We start from the raw sequence: 18,911 nt of genomic DNA, 5'->3' as shown, positions 1-18,911 counted from the left end.
GACAGCGGGCCCGGCAGTAGGCTCGCTGCCGTTTCGCAAGCCCGGCTTGCTCCCATTGGCTCGGCAAAGGACTCCGACATGAACCTGCCCCTCCCGCCCCAGGCCCTCCGCTTCATTGGCGACGCCCCCCTCGAACGTGACGAAGTGGGGGAATCGCCCTGTCCCGTCTACGCCTTCGAGCAGCGCGGCGAGTGCTTCTTCCTCAAGCTTTCACCGGCCATCTACGCCCCCACTACCTACAGCGTGGTGCGCGAGGCCGCCGTGCTCGACTGGCTGACCGGGCGCCTGCCGGTGCCGGAACTGGTGCTGGTGGAGGAGGGCGAGGAGCACGCCTGCATGATCACCCGCGCCGTGCCCGGCGTGCCCCTGTACGACCTGGTGGACGACGGCCAGCACGAGCGTGTGCTGGCGGCCTTCCAGGAAGCGTTGCGGCAACTGCAGGGCGTACCCGTGGACGGCTGCCCGCTGCGCGCTGGCATCGCCGAGCGCCTGCGGGAGCTGGACCACCTGTTGGCCAACCGGCTGCTGGCCGACGACGTCGACCTCACCCAGTGGCCCGGCCTGGAAACCACCGGTGACCTGCTGGCGCTGCTGCACAAGGGCCTGCCCGACGAGGGCCGGGTGTTCGCCCACGGCGACCTGGGGGACAGCAACCTGTTCATCGACAAGCGCGACCGCCTGTACTTCATCGACCTGGGACGCGGCGGCGTGGCCGACCCCTGGATGGACATCGCCTTCGCCCACCGCAACCTGAGCGAGGAGATCTCCCCGGCCTTCGCCGACCGCCTGCTGGCAGAGCTGCCCTACCCGGACCAGCCGGAGCGGCGGCGTTACTTCCAGCAGCTCGACGAACTCTTCTAGACGCCCGCCCTCGGCCCCAGTTGCGCGGCGTAGCGCCAGCAGGCGAACGCCGCCAGGGCCAGGCCGGCAAGCGCCAGGCTGCCGCCCACCACCCCCACCTGGGCCAGCCCGACGTGACGGCTGACCAGGCTGCCCAGCAGCGCACCGCCGCCGATGCCGACGTTGTAGAGGCCGGAGAACAGCGCCATGGCCACGTCCGTGGCGTCGTGGGCCTGGCGCAGCACCGCCGACTGCTGGGACAGGCTGAAGGCCAGGATCGCCACCCCCCAGAACAGGCTCAGGCCGGCCAGGGCGAGCCCGCTCGACGCCAGTGGCAGCAGCAGGAACAGGCACACCGCCAGCAGCAGGGTGGAGGCCAGCAGGAAGGCCCGTGGGCGGCCCTCGCTGTAGCGGCTGAACAGCACCGAACCGAACAGCCCCGCGCCGCCGAACAGCAGCAGGAGCAGGGTGGTCATGCGCCCCTCCAGCCCGGCCACCTGGCGGCTGAAGGGCTCGATGTAGGTGTAGGCGGTGAACTGCGCGGTGATCACGATCACCGTCAGCGCATAGAGCGCCAGCAGCGCCGGGCGCTTGAGCAGCACCGGCAGGCTGCGCAGGGAACCGGAGTTCTGGCTCGGCAGGCGCGGCAGCGTGCGTGCCAGGAAGGCCAGGGTCAGCAGCGACAGCCCGGCGATGGCCAGGAAGGTGGTGCGCCAGCCCATGGCCTCGCCCAGCACCCGCCCCAGGGGGATGCCCAGCACCATTGCCAGGATGGTGCCGGTGGCCAGCAGCCCCAGCGCCTTGGCCTGGCGCCCCGGCGGGGCCACGCGCACCGCCAAAGACGCCGTGATGGACCAGAACACCGCATGGGCCAGGGCGATGCCGATGCGGCTGGCCATCAGCGTGGCGAAGCTGGTGGCCAGGCCCGAGGCCACGTGGCTGGCGGCGAACAGCAGGAGCACCCCCACCAGCAGGCGCCGCCGCTCGATGTTGCGGGTCACCAGCATCATCGGCAGCGAGGCCAGGGACACCACCCAGGCGTAGACGGTGAGCATCAGGCCCACCTGGTCGGGGCTCATGTCGAAGCTGCGGCCGATGTCGCTGAGCAGCCCCACGGGCACGAACTCGGTGGTGTTGAAGATGAAGGCGGCCAGCGCCAGGGCCATCACGGCCAGCCAGCTGCCCTGGCGGGCGTCCTCGGAAGGGGTGTCCATCGGTGGGGTCGTCTCGTTCAGGTGGGTTCACGCACCCCGGCGGCAGGACCCGGCGACGGCTTCGCCACCCGGCGCGGATGGCCAGGGAGGGGAGCGGCGGGCTTGTTGTAGGTATGGAGGGGGATACGACGCGTGGCGGATTCTACGCCGCCCGCCCAGGCACTGCACCCCGGGCGGGCGTCGTCGGTCAGGCGTGGCGCGGCACCACGCGGTAGCACGGCTCGTAGGCGGCACCGCCGGGCAGCTTCATGCGGTGCTGCTCGACGAAGGCCTGCAGCAGGCGGTCCAGCGGGTCCATGATCGCGGGGTCGCCGTGGATCTCGTACGGGCCGTGCTCCTCGATCAGGCGGATGCCGGTGGCCTTGACGTTGCCGGCGACGATGCCGGAGAACGCCCGCCGCAGGTTGGCGGCCAGCTCGTGGGGCGGCAGGTCGCGGCTCAGGTCCAGCGCTGCCATGTTGGCGTGGGTGGGGTCGAACGGGTGCTGGTAGCGCTCGTCGATCTTCAGCAGCCAGTTGAAGTGGAAGGCGTCGTTGCGCTCGCGGCGGAACTGCTTCACCTCCTTCAGCCCGGCCGAGAGGGTGCGGGCCACCTCGGCGGGGTCGTTGATGATGATGCGGTAGCGCGCCTGCGCCTCGGCCCCGAGGGTAGCGCCGACGAAGGCGTGCAGTTGCTCCAGGTAGGCGGCGGCGCTCTTCGGCCCGGTGAGCACCACCGGGAAGGGCAGCTCGCGGTTGTCCGGGTGCATGAGGATGCCCAGCAGGTAGAGGAACTCCTCCGCCGTGCCCACGCCACCGGGGAAGATGATGATGCCGTGGCCGACACGGACGAAGGCCTCCAGGCGCTTCTCGATGTCCGGCAGGATCACCAGCTCGTTGACGATGGGGTTCGGCGCCTCGGCGGCGATGATGCCCGGCTCGGTCAGGCCCAGGTAGCGACCGCCGACCACCCGCTGCTTGGCGTGGCCGATGGTGGCGCCCTTCATCGGGCCCTTCATCACGCCGGGGCCGCAGCCGGTGCAGATGTCCAGGTTGCGCAGGCCCAGCTCGTGGCCGACGCGCTTGGTGTACTTGTATTCCTCGGTGCTGATGGAGTGGCCGCCCCAGCACACGACGATGCGCGGCTCCACGCCCGGGCGCAGGGTGCGGGCGTTGCGCAGCAGGTGGAAGACGTAGTCGGTGATGCCCTGGGAGCTCTCCACATCGATGCGCAGGCTGTCCAGCTCGCTGGCGGCATAGACGATGTCGCGCAGGGCGCTGAACAGCATCTCGCGGGTGCTGGCGATCATCTCGCCGTCGACGAAGGCGTCGGCCGGGGCGTTCAGCAGTTCCAGGCGCACGCCCCGGTCCTGCTGGTGGATGCGCACCTCGAAGTCCTTGTAGGCATCGAGGATGGTCTTGGCGTTGTCGATGTGGGCGCCGGTATTGAGGATGGCCAGGGCGCACTGGCGGAAGAGGGTGTAGACGCTGCCGGAGCCGGCCTGGCTCAGCTGTTGCACTTCACGTTGGGAGAGGGTCTCGAGGCTGCCCTTGGGGCTCACCGAGGCATTGATCACGTGTCTTTGCGGCATTTCAGATTCCATGGCTGGGATGCGAGGGCATCCGGGGGTGAAAGTCGCCGGGCGCTTTCCTGCGCTGGCGCAGTCGGCCGCTGCTCGCTGCCGGGCGAGGACGGGCCGGGAGGGGATTCTACGCATCCTGTGCGGTGCCCGCGCAACGGGCATCCCCTGTGACAAGCCTGGACAGGCTTTGGTTGCAGGGCGATGAAGGCCGATGCACGGTCGCACCGCCCGTCCGTGCTGCCTGCGCGACAGTGGACAGCCGCTGCGCTGCGATTATTCTGGCGTCATTCCTCCGACCCTTGCGGACGCTTCCCCATGACCCTCACGCCCGACGACATCGCGCGGCTGTTCGAGCTCTACCTGCCCGACCACGCCTGCGACGTGACCCGCCAGGAGGACGGCGCCTTCACCCTGCAGTTCACCCACCGCAGCCGCCACGACGTGCTCACCATCCCCGGCCTGGCGGCCAGCCAGCTGGCCTCGGCCGGGCTCATCAAGCGCCTCAGCCTCGGCCTGGCCGAGGAATTCGCAGCTGCCGCCCGCAGCCACCTGGCCTTTCGCCTCGCCTGAAGGCAAGCCGGCCCCGGCCCTGTAGAATCACCGCCCTGAACGCAACGAGGGTGGATGGTGGAGCTGCAACAGGGGTTCGTGCTGACCCGACACTGGCGCGACACGCCTACCGGCACCGAAGTGGAGTTCTGGCTGGCCACCGACGCCGGCCCGCGCCGCGTGCGCGTGGCGCCCCAGGTATCGGTGGCCTTCATCCCCGCCGAGCAGCGCCCGGCCGCCGAAGCCCTGCTGCGCGAGGAGCGGGGCGTCGAGCTGCGCCCCCTGGCCCTGCGTGACTTCCATCGACGCCCGGTGCTGGGCCTCTACTGCAACCAGCACCGCCAGCTGATCGCCCTGGACAAGGCCCTGCGCCAGGCCGGCGTCGACGTCTACGAAGCCGACATCCGCCCCCCGGAGCGCTACCTGATGGAGCGCTTCATCACCGCCCCGGTGCTGTTCGGCGGCCGCGACGACGGCCAGGGCCTGCTGCTGGACGCCCAGCTCAAGCCCGCTCCCGACTACCGCCCGCGCCTGCGCCTGGTATCCCTGGACATCGAGACCACCGAGTACGGCGAGCTGTACTCCATCGCCCTGGAAGGCTGCGGGCAGCGCCAGGTGTACATGCTCGGCCCGCCCAACGGCGACGCCAGTGGCGTGGACTTCGACCTCGCCTGGTGCGAGAGCCGCGCCGAGCTGCTGGAGTGCCTCAACCGCTGGCTGGCCGAGCACGACCCGGACGCCATCATCGGCTGGAACCTGGTGCAGTTCGACCTGCGCGTACTCAACGACCACGCGCGCCGGCTCAAGGTGCCGCTGCGCCTCGGGCGCGGCGGCGACGTCATGGGCTGGCGCGAGCACGGCAGCCGCAGCAACCACTACTTCGCCGACGCCGCCGGGCGGTTGATCATCGACGGCATCGAGGCCCTGCGCTCGGCCACCTGGAACTTCGCCTCCTTCAGCCTGGAGAACGTCGCCCAGGAGCTGCTGGGGGAGGGCAAGGCCATCGACGACCCCTACCACCGCATGGCCGAGATCAACCGCATGTTCGCCGAGGACAAGCCGGCCCTGGCCCGCTACAACCTCAAGGACTGCGAACTGGTCACACGCATCTTCGAGCACACCCGGCTGCTGGACTTCCTGCTGGAGCGGGCCAGTGTCACCGGCCTGCCGGCCGACCGCAGCGGCGGCTCGGTGGCGGCCTTCACCCACCTGTACCTGCCGCCCATGCACCGCCAGGGCTTCGTCGCGCCGAACCTGGGGGAGAAGCAGCCCGAGGCCAGCCCCGGCGGCTTCGTCATGGACTCCCGCCCGGGCCTCTACGACTCGGTGCTGGTGCTGGACTACAAGAGCCTCTACCCCTCGATCATCCGCACCTTCCTGATCGACCCGATCGGCCTGGTGGAAGGGCTGCACGACCCCCGTGACGAAGCCTCGGTTGAGGGCTTTCGCGGCGCCCGCTTCTCCCGCACCCAGCATTGCCTGCCGGCCATCGTCGAGCGCGTCTGGCAGGGGCGCGAGGCGGCCAAGCGCGAGGGCAACGCGCCGCTGTCCCAGGCGCTGAAGATCATCATGAACGCCTTCTACGGCGTGCTCGGCTCCAGCGGCTGCCGCTTCTTCGACACCCGCCTGGCCTCGTCCATCACCCTGCGTGGCCACGCGATCATGCGCCGCACCCGCGAGCTGATCGAAGCCCAGGGGCACCAGGTGATCTACGGCGACACCGACTCCACCTTCGTCTGGCTCGGCCGTGCCCATGAGGAGGCCGAGGCGGTGGCCATCGGCAAGGCCCTGGTGGCCGGGGTGAATCAGTGGTGGCGCGAGCACCTGGCCCGCGAGTTCGGGCTCACCAGCGCCCTGGAGCTGCAGTTCGAAACCCACTACCAGCGCTTCCTCATGCCCCGTATCCGGGGCGCGGAGGAGGGCAGCAAGAAGCGCTACGCCGGCCTGGTACGCCGTGATGGCCGCGAGGACATGGTGTTCAAGGGCCTGGAGACGGTGCGCACCGACTGGTCACCCCTGGCCCAGCGCTTCCAGCAGGAGCTGTACCTGCGGGTGTTCCGTGGCGAGCCCTGGCAGGCCTGGGTGCGCGACTACGTGCAGCGCACCCTCGCCGGCGAGCTGGACGACCTGCTGGTGTACCGCAAGCGCCTGCGCCGCCGGCTCTCCGACTACCAGCGCAACGTCCCACCCCATGTGCGCGCCGCGCGCCTGGCGGACGAGCACAACCAGGCCCTGGGACGTCCCCGGCAGTACCAGAGCGGTGGCTGGATCAGCTACGTGATCGCCCTCGCCGGACCCGAGCCATTGGAGGCCCGGCGCACGCCCATCGACTACGAGCACTACGTCAGCCGCCAGCTCAAGCCGGTGGCGGACGCCATCCTGCCCTTCGTCGGCGGGGACTTCGACAAGCTGCTGGACGGCCAGCTGGAGCTGTTCTGAGGGCAAACGGGACGCACCTCGCGACCCGTGCAAGCCGCCTATGGCGGCGGTTACGGGCCTCGCGTACTCTGGCGGGCATTTGCACTCAAGGAGCCAGAGCATGTACCAGGAAACCGTCACCCTGACCGTCAGCGCGGAACACCGGGGCCGCGAAACCGAGGCGGTGGACAACACCGGCGTCGACATCGGCCTGGAGTCCATTTCCCCCGGGCTGATGCGCGTTCACTTCAACGGCCAGCTGGACGCCCCCGACGAGCCCACCCACGTCTGCATCACCCTGGGCAACGGGCTGACCTACTACGGCCCCATCGCCGGCGGCGAAGCCAACGCCGAGGGCGGCTGGCTCACCTTCGAATGCGACATGATCGACCCTTCCCAGCTGGGTTGAGCCTCACTCCTCGTTGCGCCGGAGGCTGAGCAGTTCGCTGTAGGGCCCGACCGGCGCCTGCCCCGGGCGCTGCCGCAGCAGGCGGATGTCGGTGATGACGTAGCCCAGTTCCTCCAGCCACCCTTCGATGCGGTCGATCGGGCGGGAAGGTGCGGGTAGGCCGGGTTGTTCCAGGGAAAGTATCGAGAAGGCGATGGCCTTGATGTTCGGCAGGCCTCGCGTGTTCATGCGCATGTACCGGGTTTCATCCCGGTAGCGGTAGGTCACCAGCCATTCCATCCGTTCGCAGTTCCATACAACGGGCCGCGCCCTGACCAAAGGCGGGAACCGTATCAGAACGCCGTGGTCGCGCAATGCTGGCGCCCTGATGACAGGGCGCCGTCAGGGCGCGGGGCGCTCCACCAGCTGGGGCTGCAACAGCTCGCCCAGGCGCCGCTTCAGGTCCTCCACCGGTTCCAGGTCGTGGGCGCGGCGCAGGCGTTGCACCGCCTCCGCCGGCCAGTCTTCACGGCTCCAGGCTTCCAGTGCATTGAGCGCCATGTTGCGGTTGCGCACCACGGGGCTGGCCAGGGCCGTGTCCAGCAGGTCCCAGCCCTGGCCGGGAAAGGCGCCCAGGCGCTGGATGATGAAGTCCAGGTCACCGTGGGCCTGGTACGCCAGGCCCAGCCCCAGGGCCGTGCCCGGCCCGCTGGCGATGGCCGCCAGGTCCAGGCGCTCGCGGGCCAGGTCCAGCACCTGGGCGATGCGGGCCGGGTCGTCGCTCTGCATCAGGTGGTACCAGGCGCTGGAGCGGCCTTCGCGCTGGCGGGCCAGCCAGCGTTCCCAGCAGTCGATGCCAAGGAGGCCGGCAGCCTGGGCCGCTTCGTGGAAGCGCACGTCATCGGCTGCGTCCAGGCCCTGGTTCACCAGGGCCTCCCAGCGTTCCGGCTGGCACAGCTCCCGCGCCCGCCGGAGGATTTCCTCGCGCAGCGCCTCGCTCCAGCCGTGCTCATGCAGCGCGTCCCAGTCGGTATGGGGGCTCTCGATGAAGTCGGCGACCTGGGCGGCAACGATCAGGTGGGCCAGGGCCCGTGGCGGGCGGCGGGCCAGGTGGTCGAGCAGCAGCAGGACCACTTCGGCGCCGTCGGCGTAGTCATGAATGTCCCGCGCCGGGCCGCCTGCCAGCAGGGCACCCACCAGTTCGTTGGCGGCATCCAGCAGGCCGTCGTCGACGTCCTGGCCGCTGAGCGCCGCCAGCAGGTTGCCACCCACCGCACAGGGGTAGGCGAGGTATTCCACCATCACCGCGTTGCGGTAGCCCTCGCGCAGCAGCCAGTCCTGCACCTCGGGCGAGGGGGTCACGGCCAGGCGCTCCACCAGGTGGATGCGCCCCCAGCCATGGACCTTGCGCGCCAGGCTCCACCAGGCACGTTCGCGTTCCGGTGGCGCCAGGCTGCAGCCCAGGGCCACGGCGGCGTACAGGGTGAACTCCTCGTGCAGGCCGAAGGTGAGGAACAGCGCCCGCTGGCTGCCGCTGTCCAGTGCGCCGAGCAGGGCCAGGGCGAACTTCACAGCGCCGCGATCCGGGCTGCTGCGCGCCAGCCACAGGGCCAGCGCGTGCAGCCGTGCGCGGGGCAGGCCGGGGCGGGCCAGCAGGCGTTCGATGAGCGGGTCGATGAAGGCCAGCACGCTGCCATCGGCCACCTGCTGGTAGAGCCGGGGCAGGTTCGGGGTCGGGTCGTCGAGGGTGGCCAGCAGCAGGTCGTGGATGGCCTGGGCGGCCTGCAGGTCATCGCCGGCGGCGTGGTGGCCGAGCACGCCGTCCAGCGCGCCGGGTGCCCAGCTCAGCCCATCGCCGTCCCCGGCGTCTTCGTCGGGCAGTTCGAGGCCGCCGGCGGGCAGGCCTTCGGCGGCCTCGGCATAGGGCTGGAGGACGCTGTACAGGCTGGGCCGGGCCGGGTCCCAGGGGATGGGGTAGCCCTGGGTCTGGCCCTTGTCGTCGCGGACGATGCGGAAGAAGGAGGCGATCCAGTTTTTCATCGGGAAGGGGCGTGGCGGCAAACCACTCCTCTTACCTGAAGCCCCCGGCGCGGGCAATCGCCACGTGCCGGGAGCCCGACGCAGTCCGCAACCCGGCCGACGAGCGTCAGGCGGTGCGCTGGCGAACCTGCTCGAGCAAGGCCTGCAGCACCCCGCGCAGGGCGTCCAGGGCCGCTGGCCGGTGCTCGTCCTCGGCACGGCGCAGGCCCTCGCAGGCCTTCATCAGGGCCGGCGAATCGATGGTGCAGGCCAGCCCGCCGAGGCGGTGGGCGGTCTGCGCCACGTAGCGCTCGGTGCTGGTGCCGTCGGGGACCTGGCCCAGACGTTCCAGTTCGTCCCCCAGGTTGCGTTGCAGTTCCTCCATCAGGGTCGCCAGCAGGGTCGGGTCGGCACCGCGGATGCCTTCCAGGTGGCCGAGGTCGAACAGCGCGCCCGGCTGTTCTGCCGGAGCCTCGCCGTCGGGTTCGGCCTGGGCCTGGCAGGCCAGGGCTTCGGCCAGGCGGCCGAGGGTCACCGGCTTGACCATCAGGTCGTCCATGCCGGCCTCGTGGCAGCGCTGGGCCTCGTCGGCGAGGGCGCTGGCGGTGTAGCCGACGATGCGCAGCCGGGGGCGCTGGCCCTGGGCTTCGCGGTCGCGCACTGCGCCGGTCAGGGCGTAGCCGTCCATGTCTGGCATGTTGCAGTCGGTGATCAGCAGGTCGAAGGCTTCTTCCTCCAGGGCTGCCAGGGCGCTGTCGCCGTCGCCGACGAAGCGCGCCTGGTGGCCCAGGGCTTCCAGCTGTTGCACCAGCACCAGCCCGTTGATCGACAGGTCGTCCACCACCAGGGCGCGCAGCACGCGGGTGGCGCCGGTGGCCTCCACCACCGGGGCCTCCAGCGGCTCGGCAGCGGCTTCCCAGGCGGCGGGCAGCTCCACGCCCACTTCGCAGCCCTGGCCGGGCTCGCTTTCCAGCCACAGGCGGCCGCCCATCAGGCCCACCAGGTGGTGGCAGATGCTCAGCCCCAGCCCGGAGCCGCCGTAGTGGCGGGCGGTCTGTGCGCCGCCCTGCTGGTAGGGCTCAAGGATGCGGTCCTGCATGTGGCGGGGAATGCCGATGCCGGTGTCGCTGACCATCAGCACCAGGCGCGACTGGCCCGGCGCGGTGTCCTCGACCCGGGCCACCAGGCGCACCCGGCCATGGGCGGTGAACTTCACCGCATTGCCCAGCAGGTTGAACAGCACCTGGCGCAGGCGCAGCGGGTCGAGCCGGTAACGGCGGTCGGCTGGCAGCTTGCAGTCCAGCTCCAGTTCCAGGCCCTTGCTGCGCGCCTGGGCGCCGAACAGGTCGAGCGCGCCACGCAGCAGCGGCAGCGGCGCCACGGGTTCGAGGGCCAACTGCATGCGGCCGTTCTCGATGCGATCCAGGTCGAGGATGTTGCCGATCAGGGCGATCATCGAGGTGGCCGATTGCTGGGCGATGCGCAGGTTCTCGGAGGGGGCAGCCTGGGCGCGGGCCTCCAGCTCCAGCAGGCCCACCAGGGCGTTGAGCGGGGTGCGCAGTTCGTGGCTCATGGTGGCGAGGAAGCGCCCCTTGGCGGCGCTGGCCTGCAGCGCGTCGCGGCGGGCCTCGCGCAGTTCGGTCTCCAGGGCCTTGCGGTCGCTGATGTCGATCCAGCCGCCGAGCAGGCCCTGCAGCTGGCCGCCTGCGCTGTAGAAGGGCACCACCCACTGGTAGAGGTCGTGCTCGCGGCCGTCGATCTCGATGCGGCCATCGAAGAAGCGCGGCTGGCGGTTCTGTTGCAGCAACTGGTACTCGGCCTCCATGGCCTGGGCCAGGCTCGCCGGGGCGATGCCCTGCTGGCGCACGGTGGTGCCGCGCAGCTGCTCCAGGTCGCAGCTGAAGAACTGCTCGTAGGCGCGGTTGCAGGTGCTCAGCCGGCCCTGCAGGTCCCGCACGTAGAGCGGTGTCGGCAGGCCGTTGAGCAGGGAGAACTGGAAGGCCAACTGGTCGCTGAGCTGCTCCTGTGCCTCGCGGCGCTGGCGGATCTCCCGGCGCAGGCGCCAGTTCCACAGCAGCGACAGGGCCACCACCACCAGGGCCAGGATCGACAGGTGCCAGAAGTCTTCCGGCAGGCGCTCCAGCCAGCCGTTGGCGGGGGCAGCGAGCAACTTGATGCCATCACCGAATTCGCCGCTCTGGGCCAATGAGCCGAGCAGCTTGTCGAGGATGCCGCGCAGCTCCGGGACCTGGCCGCTGACCGCCAGCATCTGCGCCGGCGATGCGGCCTCGACGCGCTGGCCCAGGCGCAGGCCCTGGCGCTCCAGCCACTGCAGGTGGCTGGGGCTGCCGCCGAGGTTGTCCAGGCTGGCATCGACCTCGCCCAGGCGCACCCGCTCCATGGCCTGGGGCGCGTTCTCGGTGCGCACCAGGGTGATGGCGGGGTAGCGCTTCTCCAGGTAGTCGATCAGCGGGTGGTGCCGGGGCAGGGCCAGGCGGCGGCCGGTCATGGCCTCCAGGGAGCTGGGGGAGCTGGCGTCCTGGCGGACCACGAAGGCCCAGCCGCGGGCGCCGAAGGGCTCGGTGTAGAACACGCCGGGGCTGGCGCTGCCGTCGAGGGTGCTGGCCAGGTCGGCCTCGCCCCGCGCCAGGCGCTGGCGGTCGCGGGCTGCACCTTCGCTGTCGAGCAGTTCCAGCTTGAGCTGGTAGGTGTCGCCGAGCTGCTTCAGCAGCTCCAGGCCCAGGCCCGACCATTTGCCCCGGGCGTCACGGAAGAAGTAGGGCGGCGCCTCGGCGAGGATCAGGCGCAGGCGGGGCTGCTGGTCCAGCCAGCGTTCCTGGGCGCTGTCGAGGGCGAAGGCGCCGGTGGGCGAGAACAGGCGCGGCGCTGCGGTCCAGTGGGCGAGGATGATTTCGCGCTGGTGTTCGTCGAGGGTGCCGAGCACGTAGTCCACCAGGGTCAGCAGGCGGGTGTCGTCGGCACGGCTGGCGAAGCTGAAGCCGCCGCTGGAGAGGTTGGCAGCGAACTTGTTCTGCAGGGCTGCGCCGGGGCGGGCGCGCATGTGGTGGTCCACCCTCAGCTTGTCGCCGATGAAGGCATCGGCTTCGCCGCTGAGCACCTGGTCGAAACCTTCGGCGGTGCTGCGCACCGTCTCCAGGTGGGCGGCGGGGTAGGCGTTGCGCACCTGCTCGGGGTCCAGGTACTGGGCCAGCACCAGCACGCGCTTGTCGGCCAGGTCCGGCGGCAGGCAGGGGTCGTCGCGGCGGCCGACGATGATCGGGGTGTCGTCCAGGTAGGGGCTGCTGTAGGCCAGCCCGGGTTCGCGGCGTTCGTAGCCGGTGACCCGGGTCAGCAGGTCGACTTCGCCGGCCTTGAGGCCCCGGATGGCGGCCTCGACGCTGGGAAAGGGGACTTCCTCGATGCTGCGCCCGACGAAGGCGCCAACCCGCGCCAGGTAGTCGTGGGTGATACCGCGCAGCATGGCGCTGCCGGGGTACTGCGGCCACTGGCTGATGGGCCGCACCACCGCCACGCGCACCGGGTGCTCTGGCAGGCCGGCGCCCAGTTCGGCGAGCTGGGCCAGGTCCAGCGGTGGCGTGGCGCCGGCGGGGGCGTGCCAGCCCGGGCCTGCCAGCAACGCCAGCAGGGCGAGCAGCGCCAGCGCGCGCCGCTTCAGCACAGCCCGGCTTCCTGGATGTAGTGGAACAGTCCAGCGTTGGTGTCGATGCCGAGTTTGCGCATGGCGCTGCTCTTCTGCGCGCTGATGGTCTGCTTGCTGCGGTTCAGGTGCAGGGCGATCTCGCCGATGGCCATGCCGCTGCCGTACAGGCGCAGCACTTCTGCCTCACGCGGGGAAAGCTCTTCGGCGCTGGCCAGGGGCTTGCCGTGCTCGGCTTCGCTTTCGCCCAGCTGGCGGCGGATGGACTCGGAAAGGAACGGGCGGCGCAGGCTGGCGCGCAGCGCACGGGGCAGGTCGGCCAGCAGGCCGCGCTTGCTCACCAGGCCCTGGATGCCCAGGCGCAGCAGGGAACTGGCCAGGGCCGCGTTGCCGAGCATGGTGACGACGATGATGGCCATCTGCGGATAGCGGTTGCGCAGGTGTTGCACCAGGCGCAGGCCGTCGGCCTGGCGGCTGTCCGGCATCATCAGGTCGGTGATCAGCAGGTCGCAGGCCTGCCGGTCCAGGAGTTGGTAGAGGCCGTCGACGTCATGGGCCTCGCCGACGATGGCGAGGTCGGGTTCGTCGGCCAGAAGGGCGCGCAGGCCGATCAGGGTGATCGGGTGGTCATCGACTATGACGGTTCTCAGAGTCATGCATGGCCTCGGCTCGGATGGGGGCGGGGCGCATGTTAGTGACTCGTGGCGTTCAGAAAAGGGGCGGAGCCCGTCATTGGGCCGGATTAAGTAATGCCCTTCTATCTCGTAGGAAAAACCCTACATTTACAGGCTTAATCGGAAAAATCTCGTTGCGTTCGGGGTGACTGCCGGGCGGGCACTCCACCCCGCCCGTCACTCCGGCTGGCCACCCGGGTTGGCCACGATGGCGCTGTCCAGCGCGGCGATCATCGATTCCACCAGGCCCGGCTGCTGCTGTTCGCTGGCATTGCGTACCGGAGCCAGGCTGGCCACCCGGGCCGGTGCCTCAGGGTGGCCGTGGTCGGCGGCTACGGCGAACCAGGCGTAGGCCTCCAGCTCGGGTTGCAGGGACGGGTAGGTGCCGTCGAGCAGGCGCTGGCCGTAGTCGTACATCGCCTGCGGGTCACCGGCGAGGGCCTGGCGCTTGGTGGCTTCCGCCTCGGCTTCGCTGGAGACCGGTTCCGCGTCGAGGGCGATGGCGGTGGCGTCGCGTTCGGCAGGGGCCACGGGGTCGCTGGCCAGGCAGGGCAGCCCCGGTTGCTCGGCGCTGGCCGGCAGCGGCTGGCCGGCGTCCTGCTGCTGGGCCAGCTGGTACAGCGAGGCGGCGATGCGGTCGCCCGCGGCGCTGGCGACCTTCAACTGGGCCAATCCGCGCTCGCGGTCGGCCAGGTCGGGCTGGCAGGTGCCGAGGTAGAGCAGGCTCAGCTCGCGCAGGGCGCGGTCGTTGGTGCGCGCGGATTTCTCCAGCAGGCGCTTGCCGTAGTCCAGGTCCTGCGGCACGCCGGTGCCGCGCAGGTAGTTCCAGGCCAGCACGCGGCTGGCTTCGGCGTTGCCCAGGGCATCGGCCTGGCTCAGGTGGTTGAGGGCCTGGGCCGGGTCGGCGGGTACGCCATCACCCATCAGGTAGTGATGGGCCAGCTCGTAATGGGCACGGCCGTTGCCGGCGTCGGCGGCTTGCTGCAGCAGTTGCAGGGCGGTTTCCTTGTCGCCCTGCTGGTCGGCGAGCACGGCCTGGGCCAGGGTCTCGGCGGCCGGCTCGACACGGGGCTTGACCAGGCGGGTACGGCCCTTGATCTCGGTGGCGGGGGCCTCCACCACCCACACCAGCGGTGCCTCATAGCTGGGCACGCCGTAGACCGGGTTTTCCGGTGGCAGGGGGCGGTTGCCGCTGAGAACGGCGGGTTTGGAGTGCAGGGGTTGGAAACCGGAGCTGCAGCCGGCGATGAGCAGGGCGGCGAACAGCAGGGAAAGGCGCGGATTCATGGCGTGACTGGAAGGGGATACGGCTCGAAAGGCGCATAGCATTCCAGACTGTGGCGCGCCTTCCAAGGCGTCTGTGCCGCCTGTTCGCATTCCGTTCGCGGGGGAGCCGTCGTCATCCCCCGGTGGCCGGGGGCGTCAGCCGTTGATCAGGTTGCGCAGGCGGATGTCCTGGAAGCTGAGGGGGATCGACTCCGGCTCCTTCTCTTCCTTCTGCTGTTGCTGCTGCAGGGCGTTCAGCTCGGTCATGCGCTGGGCGATCATCTTCTCCACCTGCTCGCGCTTCTCCGGCGGCATTTTCTCCAGATCCTCCTCGGTCAGCCCCATCTGCTTGAGGATCTTGTCGCGGATCTTCTCCGAGTCGGTCTTCTCCATGTAGGCATGGAACTCCTGGGAGGCCTTGCTGGCGACGGGCTTCTCGACGCTGGCCGCGGCGCTCTCGGCGTCGGGGTAGACGTCGTCGCGGACGCGCTCGCCGTTGTTCTGCAGGTCCACCTTGAGACGGGCGAAGGCTTCGTCGTAGGCCGCGTCGCGCCGGGCGGCACCGGTGTCGGGGGCGGGGCTGTTCTGGCGCAGGGCACTGGCCGCCTGCCTGGAGGGCGCTTCGCTCGCGGTGGGTGCGGCGGCATTGCCCCGGCTGGTGAGCCGGGCGCTGGCGGTGACGTCCCGTGAGCGGGTGGGGTCGACGGAGAACAGGCTCATGGTGAGTTCCCTCTTGGAAAATTCCTTGTGCCACCCCGGGAGCAAGGGCTGTGCCAGCTTCTGAAACGCCCGTGCCAGAGCCTTCGGCGGTTTTCACCAGGGCAACGGGCGGCAAGTGCCTGCCGCAGGCGACCGTGGCCTTGCCGCTCGGGTAGACTGCGCCGCGATTCCACAGAGGGAGCTCTACATGGACGCGCTGTCGCCGCTGGCGGCCTACGAAGACGCACTGGCCCGCCAGGGCTTTGCCGAGGACCCGGCGCAACGCCGCGCCGCCACGCTGCTGGAGGTTTGCCAGCAGGCCCTGCAGGCCGGCGAGCCGAGGGTGCGGGGCGTGTACCTGTGGGGGCCGGTGGGGCGCGGCAAGACCTGGCTGATGGACCGCTTCCACGCCAGCCTGTCGGTGCCCGCCCGGCGCCAGCACTTCCACCACTTCATGCGCTGGGTGCACCAGCGGCTGTTCGCCCTGACCGGCACGCCGGACCCGCTGCTCGCCCTGGCCCGTGAGCTGGCCACCGAGGTGCGGGTGCTGTGTTTCGACGAGCTGTTCGTCAGCGACATCGGCGATGCGCTGATCCTCGGGCGGCTGCTGCAGGCGATGTTCGACGAGGGCGTGACCCTGGTGGCCACCTCCAACCAGCCGCCTTCGCAGCTGTATGCCGACGGCTTCAACCGTGACCGCTTCATGCCCGCCATCAGGGCCCTGGAGCGGCACACCGACGTGGTGGAGGTGGACGGCGGCCAGGACCACCGCCTGCACCCGGGCGCCGTGACCCAGCGCTACTGGGTGGCCGATCCGGACGCCCTGGCCGGGGTGTTCCGCACCTTGAACGGCAATGCGCCGGCCACCGATGCGCCGCTGCAGCTGGCCCACCGCGAGGTGACGGTGCGCCTGCGTGGCGAGGGCGTGCTCTGGTGCGACTACGCCCACCTGTGCGAAGCGCCCCTGGCGGCGCTGGACTTCATCGAGCTGTGCGACCGCTTTCCGGCCATCCTCCTCGGTGCGGTGCCGGTGCTGGGTGCGGCCGAACGGGAAGGGCGCATCGCCCGAGGCACCGAGGACGCCGCCGAGAAGGTCGCCGCCGGCGACCGCCAGCTGCCGCGCCTGTCGCCGAAGGACGACGGTGTGCGCCGCTTCATCGCCCTGGTGGACGAGTGCTACGACCGCCGGGTGCCGCTCTACCTGGAGGCCGCCGTGCCGTTGGAGGCACTCTACACCGAGGGCGGGTTGGCCTTCCCCTTCCGCCGTACCCTCAGCCGTCTGCGGGAGATGCAGATGACGCGATTCGCATGAGCCCCCAGTGGTGAGCTCGCGAACCGCATCGTTCCGGTCCCGATCCTTGCTCCGCGATCCCAGGGCTTGTCTTTCGTCAAATGAGGCTCGCCCGGGAAGGCGAGACGGAGTCGGTAATCGACTTGACCCCGTAACAACGGCGCTGAAGCCCAGCCAAAAAAAGACCGGCCACAAGGCCGGTCGAATCGCTCACGGAGAATCGAGGCTGATCAGGCGCCTTCCGGGCGCTTGAGCACCAGGGTGAGGATGTCGTAGCTGGCCACCAGCTCGCCGTGCTGGTTGGTGACTTCCACATCCCAGGCCACCACGCCCTGGGGTTCGCCTTTGGGGCTCTTCTTGCCCTGGTCGATCTTGCGCTTGCAGGTCAGGCGCGCCTGGAGGGTGTCGCCGATGCCCACCGGGTTGATGAAGCGCAGGGTGTCCAGGCCGTAGTTGGCCAGCACCGGGCCGGGGGCGGGGGAGACGAACAGGCCGGCGGCGGCGGAGAGCACGAAGTAGCCATGGGCGATGCGCTTGCCGAACTGGGAGTCCCTGGCCGCCAGCTCGTCGAAGTGCATGTAGAAGTGGTCGCCCGAGAGGCAGCCGAAGTTGACGATGTCCGCCTCGGTCACGGTGCGGCGGTGGGTCAGCAGCGACTCGCCGATCTGCAGTTCGTCGAACCAGCGGCGGAACGGGTGCACCTCGGTCTCGATCACCCGGGCGCCGCGCACGTGCTCGCGGGTGACGGCGGCCAGCATGCTCGGCGAGCCCTGCACGGCGGTGCGCTGCAGGTAGTGCTTCACGGCCCGCAGGCCGCCCAGTTCCTCACCACCGCCGGCGCGGCCGGGGCCGCCGTGCTTGAGCATCGGCAGCGGCGAGCCGTGGCCGGTGGATTCGGCGGCGGCCTCGCGGTCGAGGATGTGCACACGGCCGTGCAGGGCGCCCATCACCGGCACCACGCGGGCGGCGACGGCCGGGTCCTTGGTGACCAGGCTGGCCACCAGGCTGCCCTTGCCACGGGCGGCGAGGGCGACGGCTTCGTCCAGGTCCTCGTAGGCCATCAGGGTGCTCACCGGGCCGAAGGCCTCGATGTCGTGGGCGCCGCCCTCGGCATGCGGGTCGCGGGCGCGCAGCAGGGTGGGGGCGAAGAAGGCGCCTTCGGCCACGCCCTCGCCACGGGGGGCGAAGCCGTCCCGGGCGCCGAACAGCAGCTCGCTACCGGCCAGCAGGGCGTTCACCCGCTCGGCGACGTCCGCCTGCTGGGCGTGGGAGGCCAAGGCGCCCATCTTCACGCCCTCCACCGTCGGGTCGCCCACCACCACCTTGGCCAGGCGTTCGCGCAGGCGCTCGGCCACGGCGTCGATGTGCTTCGCCGGGACGATGGCGCGGCGGATGGCGGTGCACTTCTGCCCGGCCTTGACGGTCATCTCGCGGGCCACTTCCTTGACGAAGAGGTCGAACTCCGGGTCGTCCGGGGTGATCTCCGGGGCGAGGATGGCGCAGTTCAGCGAGTCCGCTTCGGCATTGAAGGGGATGGAATGGCGCACCAGGTTGGCGTTGACCCGTAGCTTGGCGGCGGTGTCGGCGGAGCCGGTGAAGGTCACCACGTCCTGGCCCTGGAGGCGGTCCAGCAGGTCACCGGTGCTGCCGATCACCAGTTGCAGGCTGCCTTCGGGCAGCAGGCCGGACTCGTGCATCAGGCGCACGGTGGCTTCGGTCAGGTAGCTGGTGGCGCTGGCCGGCTTGATGATGCAGGGCATGCCGGCGAGGAAGGTGGGGGCGAACTTTTCCAGCATCCCCCAGATGGGGAAGTTGAAGGCGTTGATGTGCACCGCCACGCCGCCGCGCGGCACTAGGATGTGGGTGCCGGCGAACTGGTTCTGCTTGCCCAGGGGCAGGGCTGGGCCTTCGTGGACGAGGTTGCCGGAGGGCAGCTCGCGGGCGCCGACGCCGGCGTAGGCGAACAGGGTGCCGGTGCCGCCCTCGATGTCGATCCAGCTGTCGGCGCGGGTGGCGCCGCTGTGGTGGGAGAGGGCGTAGAGCTGCTCCTTGCGCTCGTTGAGGTACAGCGCCAGGGCCTTGAGGCGCGCGGCGCGCTGCTGGAAGTCCAGGGCCATGAGCGCCGGGACGCCGCGGGTGCGGCCGAAGTCCACGGCTTCGGCGAAGTCCGGCGTTTCTTCATGGGTGCGGAACAGCGGTTGCCCGTTGAGGGCGCTGCGCAGCACCTGGGCACCGTGCTGGCCGATCCAGCGGCCGCCGATGAAGCTCTGCAGGGTGGGGGCGTTGCTCATGGGGATTCTCCGTGAAAAGGGCCGGCACCCCGGGTGCCGGCTG

General features: G+C 70.4%; 14 protein-coding genes. 5 read left to right on the top strand and 9 right to left on the bottom strand.

Going from position 1 to position 18,911, the window contains the following annotated elements:
- Nucleotides 1-78: 78 nt before the first annotated feature.
- A complete protein-coding gene (locus SZ55_RS08405) occupies nt 79-861 on the top strand; it encodes an APH(3') family aminoglycoside O-phosphotransferase (RefSeq protein WP_044404092.1) in 783 nt (260 codons plus the stop codon).
- Here the strand turns inward: SZ55_RS08405 and SZ55_RS08400 are convergent.
- Both SZ55_RS08400 and ppnN read right to left on the bottom strand, forming a co-directional pair.
- Nucleotides 858-2,054 (bottom strand): sugar transporter, encoded by a 1,197-nt coding sequence (locus tag SZ55_RS08400; RefSeq protein WP_044404088.1) that lies wholly within the window; start codon nt 2,052-2,054, stop codon nt 858-860. The two genes, SZ55_RS08405 and SZ55_RS08400, sit on opposite strands and share 4 nt — an antisense overlap.
- A gap of 187 nt (nt 2,055-2,241) precedes the next feature.
- A complete protein-coding gene (gene ppnN, locus SZ55_RS08395; protein ID WP_044404085.1) occupies nt 2,242-3,624 on the bottom strand; it encodes a nucleotide 5'-monophosphate nucleosidase PpnN in 1,383 nt (460 codons plus the stop codon).
- Between the two features lie 306 nt (nt 3,625-3,930).
- Here ppnN and SZ55_RS08390 point away from each other — a divergent pair, with 306 nt between their 5' ends.
- The 3 genes from SZ55_RS08390 (at nt 3,931) to SZ55_RS08380 (ending at nt 6,991) form a co-directional block, all read left to right on the top strand.
- A complete protein-coding gene (locus tag SZ55_RS08390; RefSeq protein WP_044404082.1) occupies nt 3,931-4,185 on the top strand; it encodes a hypothetical protein in 255 nt (84 codons plus the stop codon).
- 57 nt (nt 4,186-4,242) lie between these two features.
- A complete protein-coding gene (locus SZ55_RS08385; protein WP_152644455.1) occupies nt 4,243-6,603 on the top strand; it encodes a DNA polymerase II in 2,361 nt (786 codons plus the stop codon).
- A 100-nt stretch (nt 6,604-6,703) separates the two neighbouring features.
- Nucleotides 6,704-6,991 (top strand): hypothetical protein, encoded by a 288-nt coding sequence (locus SZ55_RS08380; RefSeq protein WP_044404077.1) that lies wholly within the window; start codon nt 6,704-6,706, stop codon nt 6,989-6,991.
- 3 nt (nt 6,992-6,994) lie between these two features.
- On the opposite strand, the gene SZ55_RS08375 is transcribed toward SZ55_RS08380, so the two are convergent.
- The 6 genes from SZ55_RS08375 to SZ55_RS27075 all read right to left on the bottom strand — a co-directional run bounded on the left by SZ55_RS08375 (nt 6,995) and on the right by SZ55_RS27075 (nt 15,307).
- Nucleotides 6,995-7,270: a hypothetical protein gene (locus tag SZ55_RS08375; RefSeq protein WP_044404075.1), complete on the bottom strand. Its 276-nt coding sequence runs from the start codon at nt 7,268-7,270 to the stop codon at nt 6,995-6,997.
- Nucleotides 7,271-7,372: 102 nt separating this feature from the next.
- Nucleotides 7,373-9,010 (bottom strand): hypothetical protein, encoded by a 1,638-nt coding sequence (locus tag SZ55_RS08370; RefSeq protein ID WP_044404072.1) that lies wholly within the window; start codon nt 9,008-9,010, stop codon nt 7,373-7,375.
- Between the two features lie 106 nt (nt 9,011-9,116).
- Entirely contained in the window at nt 9,117-12,668 is a 3,552-nt protein-coding gene (locus SZ55_RS08365; protein WP_082078177.1) for an ATP-binding protein, read from the bottom strand.
- Nucleotides 12,662-13,303: a response regulator gene (locus tag SZ55_RS08360; protein ID WP_044404070.1), complete on the bottom strand. Its 642-nt coding sequence runs from the start codon at nt 13,301-13,303 to the stop codon at nt 12,662-12,664. Before SZ55_RS08360 ends, SZ55_RS08365 begins: the two co-directional genes overlap by 7 nt.
- 195 nt (nt 13,304-13,498) lie before the next feature.
- Nucleotides 13,499-14,608, bottom strand: a complete 1,110-nt coding sequence (locus SZ55_RS08355; RefSeq protein WP_052807559.1) for a tetratricopeptide repeat protein — start codon at nt 14,606-14,608, stop codon at nt 13,499-13,501.
- Nucleotides 14,609-14,743: 135 nt separating this feature from the next.
- Nucleotides 14,744-15,307 (bottom strand): hypothetical protein, encoded by a 564-nt coding sequence (locus tag SZ55_RS27075; RefSeq protein ID WP_052807558.1) that lies wholly within the window; start codon nt 15,305-15,307, stop codon nt 14,744-14,746.
- A gap of 187 nt (nt 15,308-15,494) precedes the next feature.
- Between SZ55_RS27075 and zapE the strand changes: the two genes are divergently transcribed.
- Nucleotides 15,495-16,598 (top strand): cell division protein ZapE, encoded by a 1,104-nt coding sequence (zapE, locus tag SZ55_RS08345; RefSeq protein ID WP_044404067.1) that lies wholly within the window; start codon nt 15,495-15,497, stop codon nt 16,596-16,598.
- A gap of 209 nt (nt 16,599-16,807) precedes the next feature.
- Here zapE and paaZ read toward each other — a convergent pair whose 3' ends face one another.
- Nucleotides 16,808-18,868: a phenylacetic acid degradation bifunctional protein PaaZ gene (gene paaZ, locus SZ55_RS08340; protein WP_044404064.1), complete on the bottom strand. Its 2,061-nt coding sequence runs from the start codon at nt 18,866-18,868 to the stop codon at nt 16,808-16,810.
- Nucleotides 18,869-18,911: the final 43 nt, after the last annotated feature.

This window comes from Pseudomonas sp. FeS53a, from assembly GCF_000931385.1.
GTDB classification, from domain to species: domain Bacteria; phylum Pseudomonadota; class Gammaproteobacteria; order Pseudomonadales; family Pseudomonadaceae; genus Metapseudomonas; species Metapseudomonas otitidis.
The sequence above is the reverse complement of the archived record's forward strand: the minus strand, read 5'-3'. Positions and strand labels throughout refer to the sequence as shown.

Excerpts from the sequence above, each read along its gene's own strand:
- SZ55_RS08405 (WP_044404092.1), top strand. The coding sequence starts at position 79 with ATGAACCTGCCCCTCCCGCCCCAGGCCCTCCGCTTCATTGGCGACGCC.
- SZ55_RS08400 (WP_044404088.1), bottom strand. The coding sequence starts at position 2,054 with ATGGACACCCCTTCCGAGGACGCCCGCCAGGGCAGCTGGCTGGCCGTG.
- ppnN (WP_044404085.1), bottom strand. The coding sequence starts at position 3,624 with ATGCCGCAAAGACACGTGATCAATGCCTCGGTGAGCCCCAAGGGCAGC.
- SZ55_RS08390 (WP_044404082.1), top strand. The coding sequence starts at position 3,931 with ATGACCCTCACGCCCGACGACATCGCGCGGCTGTTCGAGCTCTACCTG.
- SZ55_RS08380 (WP_044404077.1), top strand. The coding sequence starts at position 6,704 with ATGTACCAGGAAACCGTCACCCTGACCGTCAGCGCGGAACACCGGGGC.
- SZ55_RS08375 (WP_044404075.1), bottom strand. The coding sequence starts at position 7,270 with ATGGAATGGCTGGTGACCTACCGCTACCGGGATGAAACCCGGTACATG.
- SZ55_RS08370 (WP_044404072.1), bottom strand. The coding sequence starts at position 9,010 with ATGAAAAACTGGATCGCCTCCTTCTTCCGCATCGTCCGCGACGACAAG.
- SZ55_RS08360 (WP_044404070.1), bottom strand. The coding sequence starts at position 13,303 with ATGACTCTGAGAACCGTCATAGTCGATGACCACCCGATCACCCTGATC.
- SZ55_RS08355 (WP_052807559.1), bottom strand. The coding sequence starts at position 14,608 with ATGAATCCGCGCCTTTCCCTGCTGTTCGCCGCCCTGCTCATCGCCGGC.
- SZ55_RS27075 (WP_052807558.1), bottom strand. The coding sequence starts at position 15,307 with ATGAGCCTGTTCTCCGTCGACCCCACCCGCTCACGGGACGTCACCGCC.
- zapE (WP_044404067.1), top strand. The coding sequence starts at position 15,495 with ATGGACGCGCTGTCGCCGCTGGCGGCCTACGAAGACGCACTGGCCCGC.
- paaZ (WP_044404064.1), bottom strand. The coding sequence starts at position 18,868 with ATGAGCAACGCCCCCACCCTGCAGAGCTTCATCGGCGGCCGCTGGATC.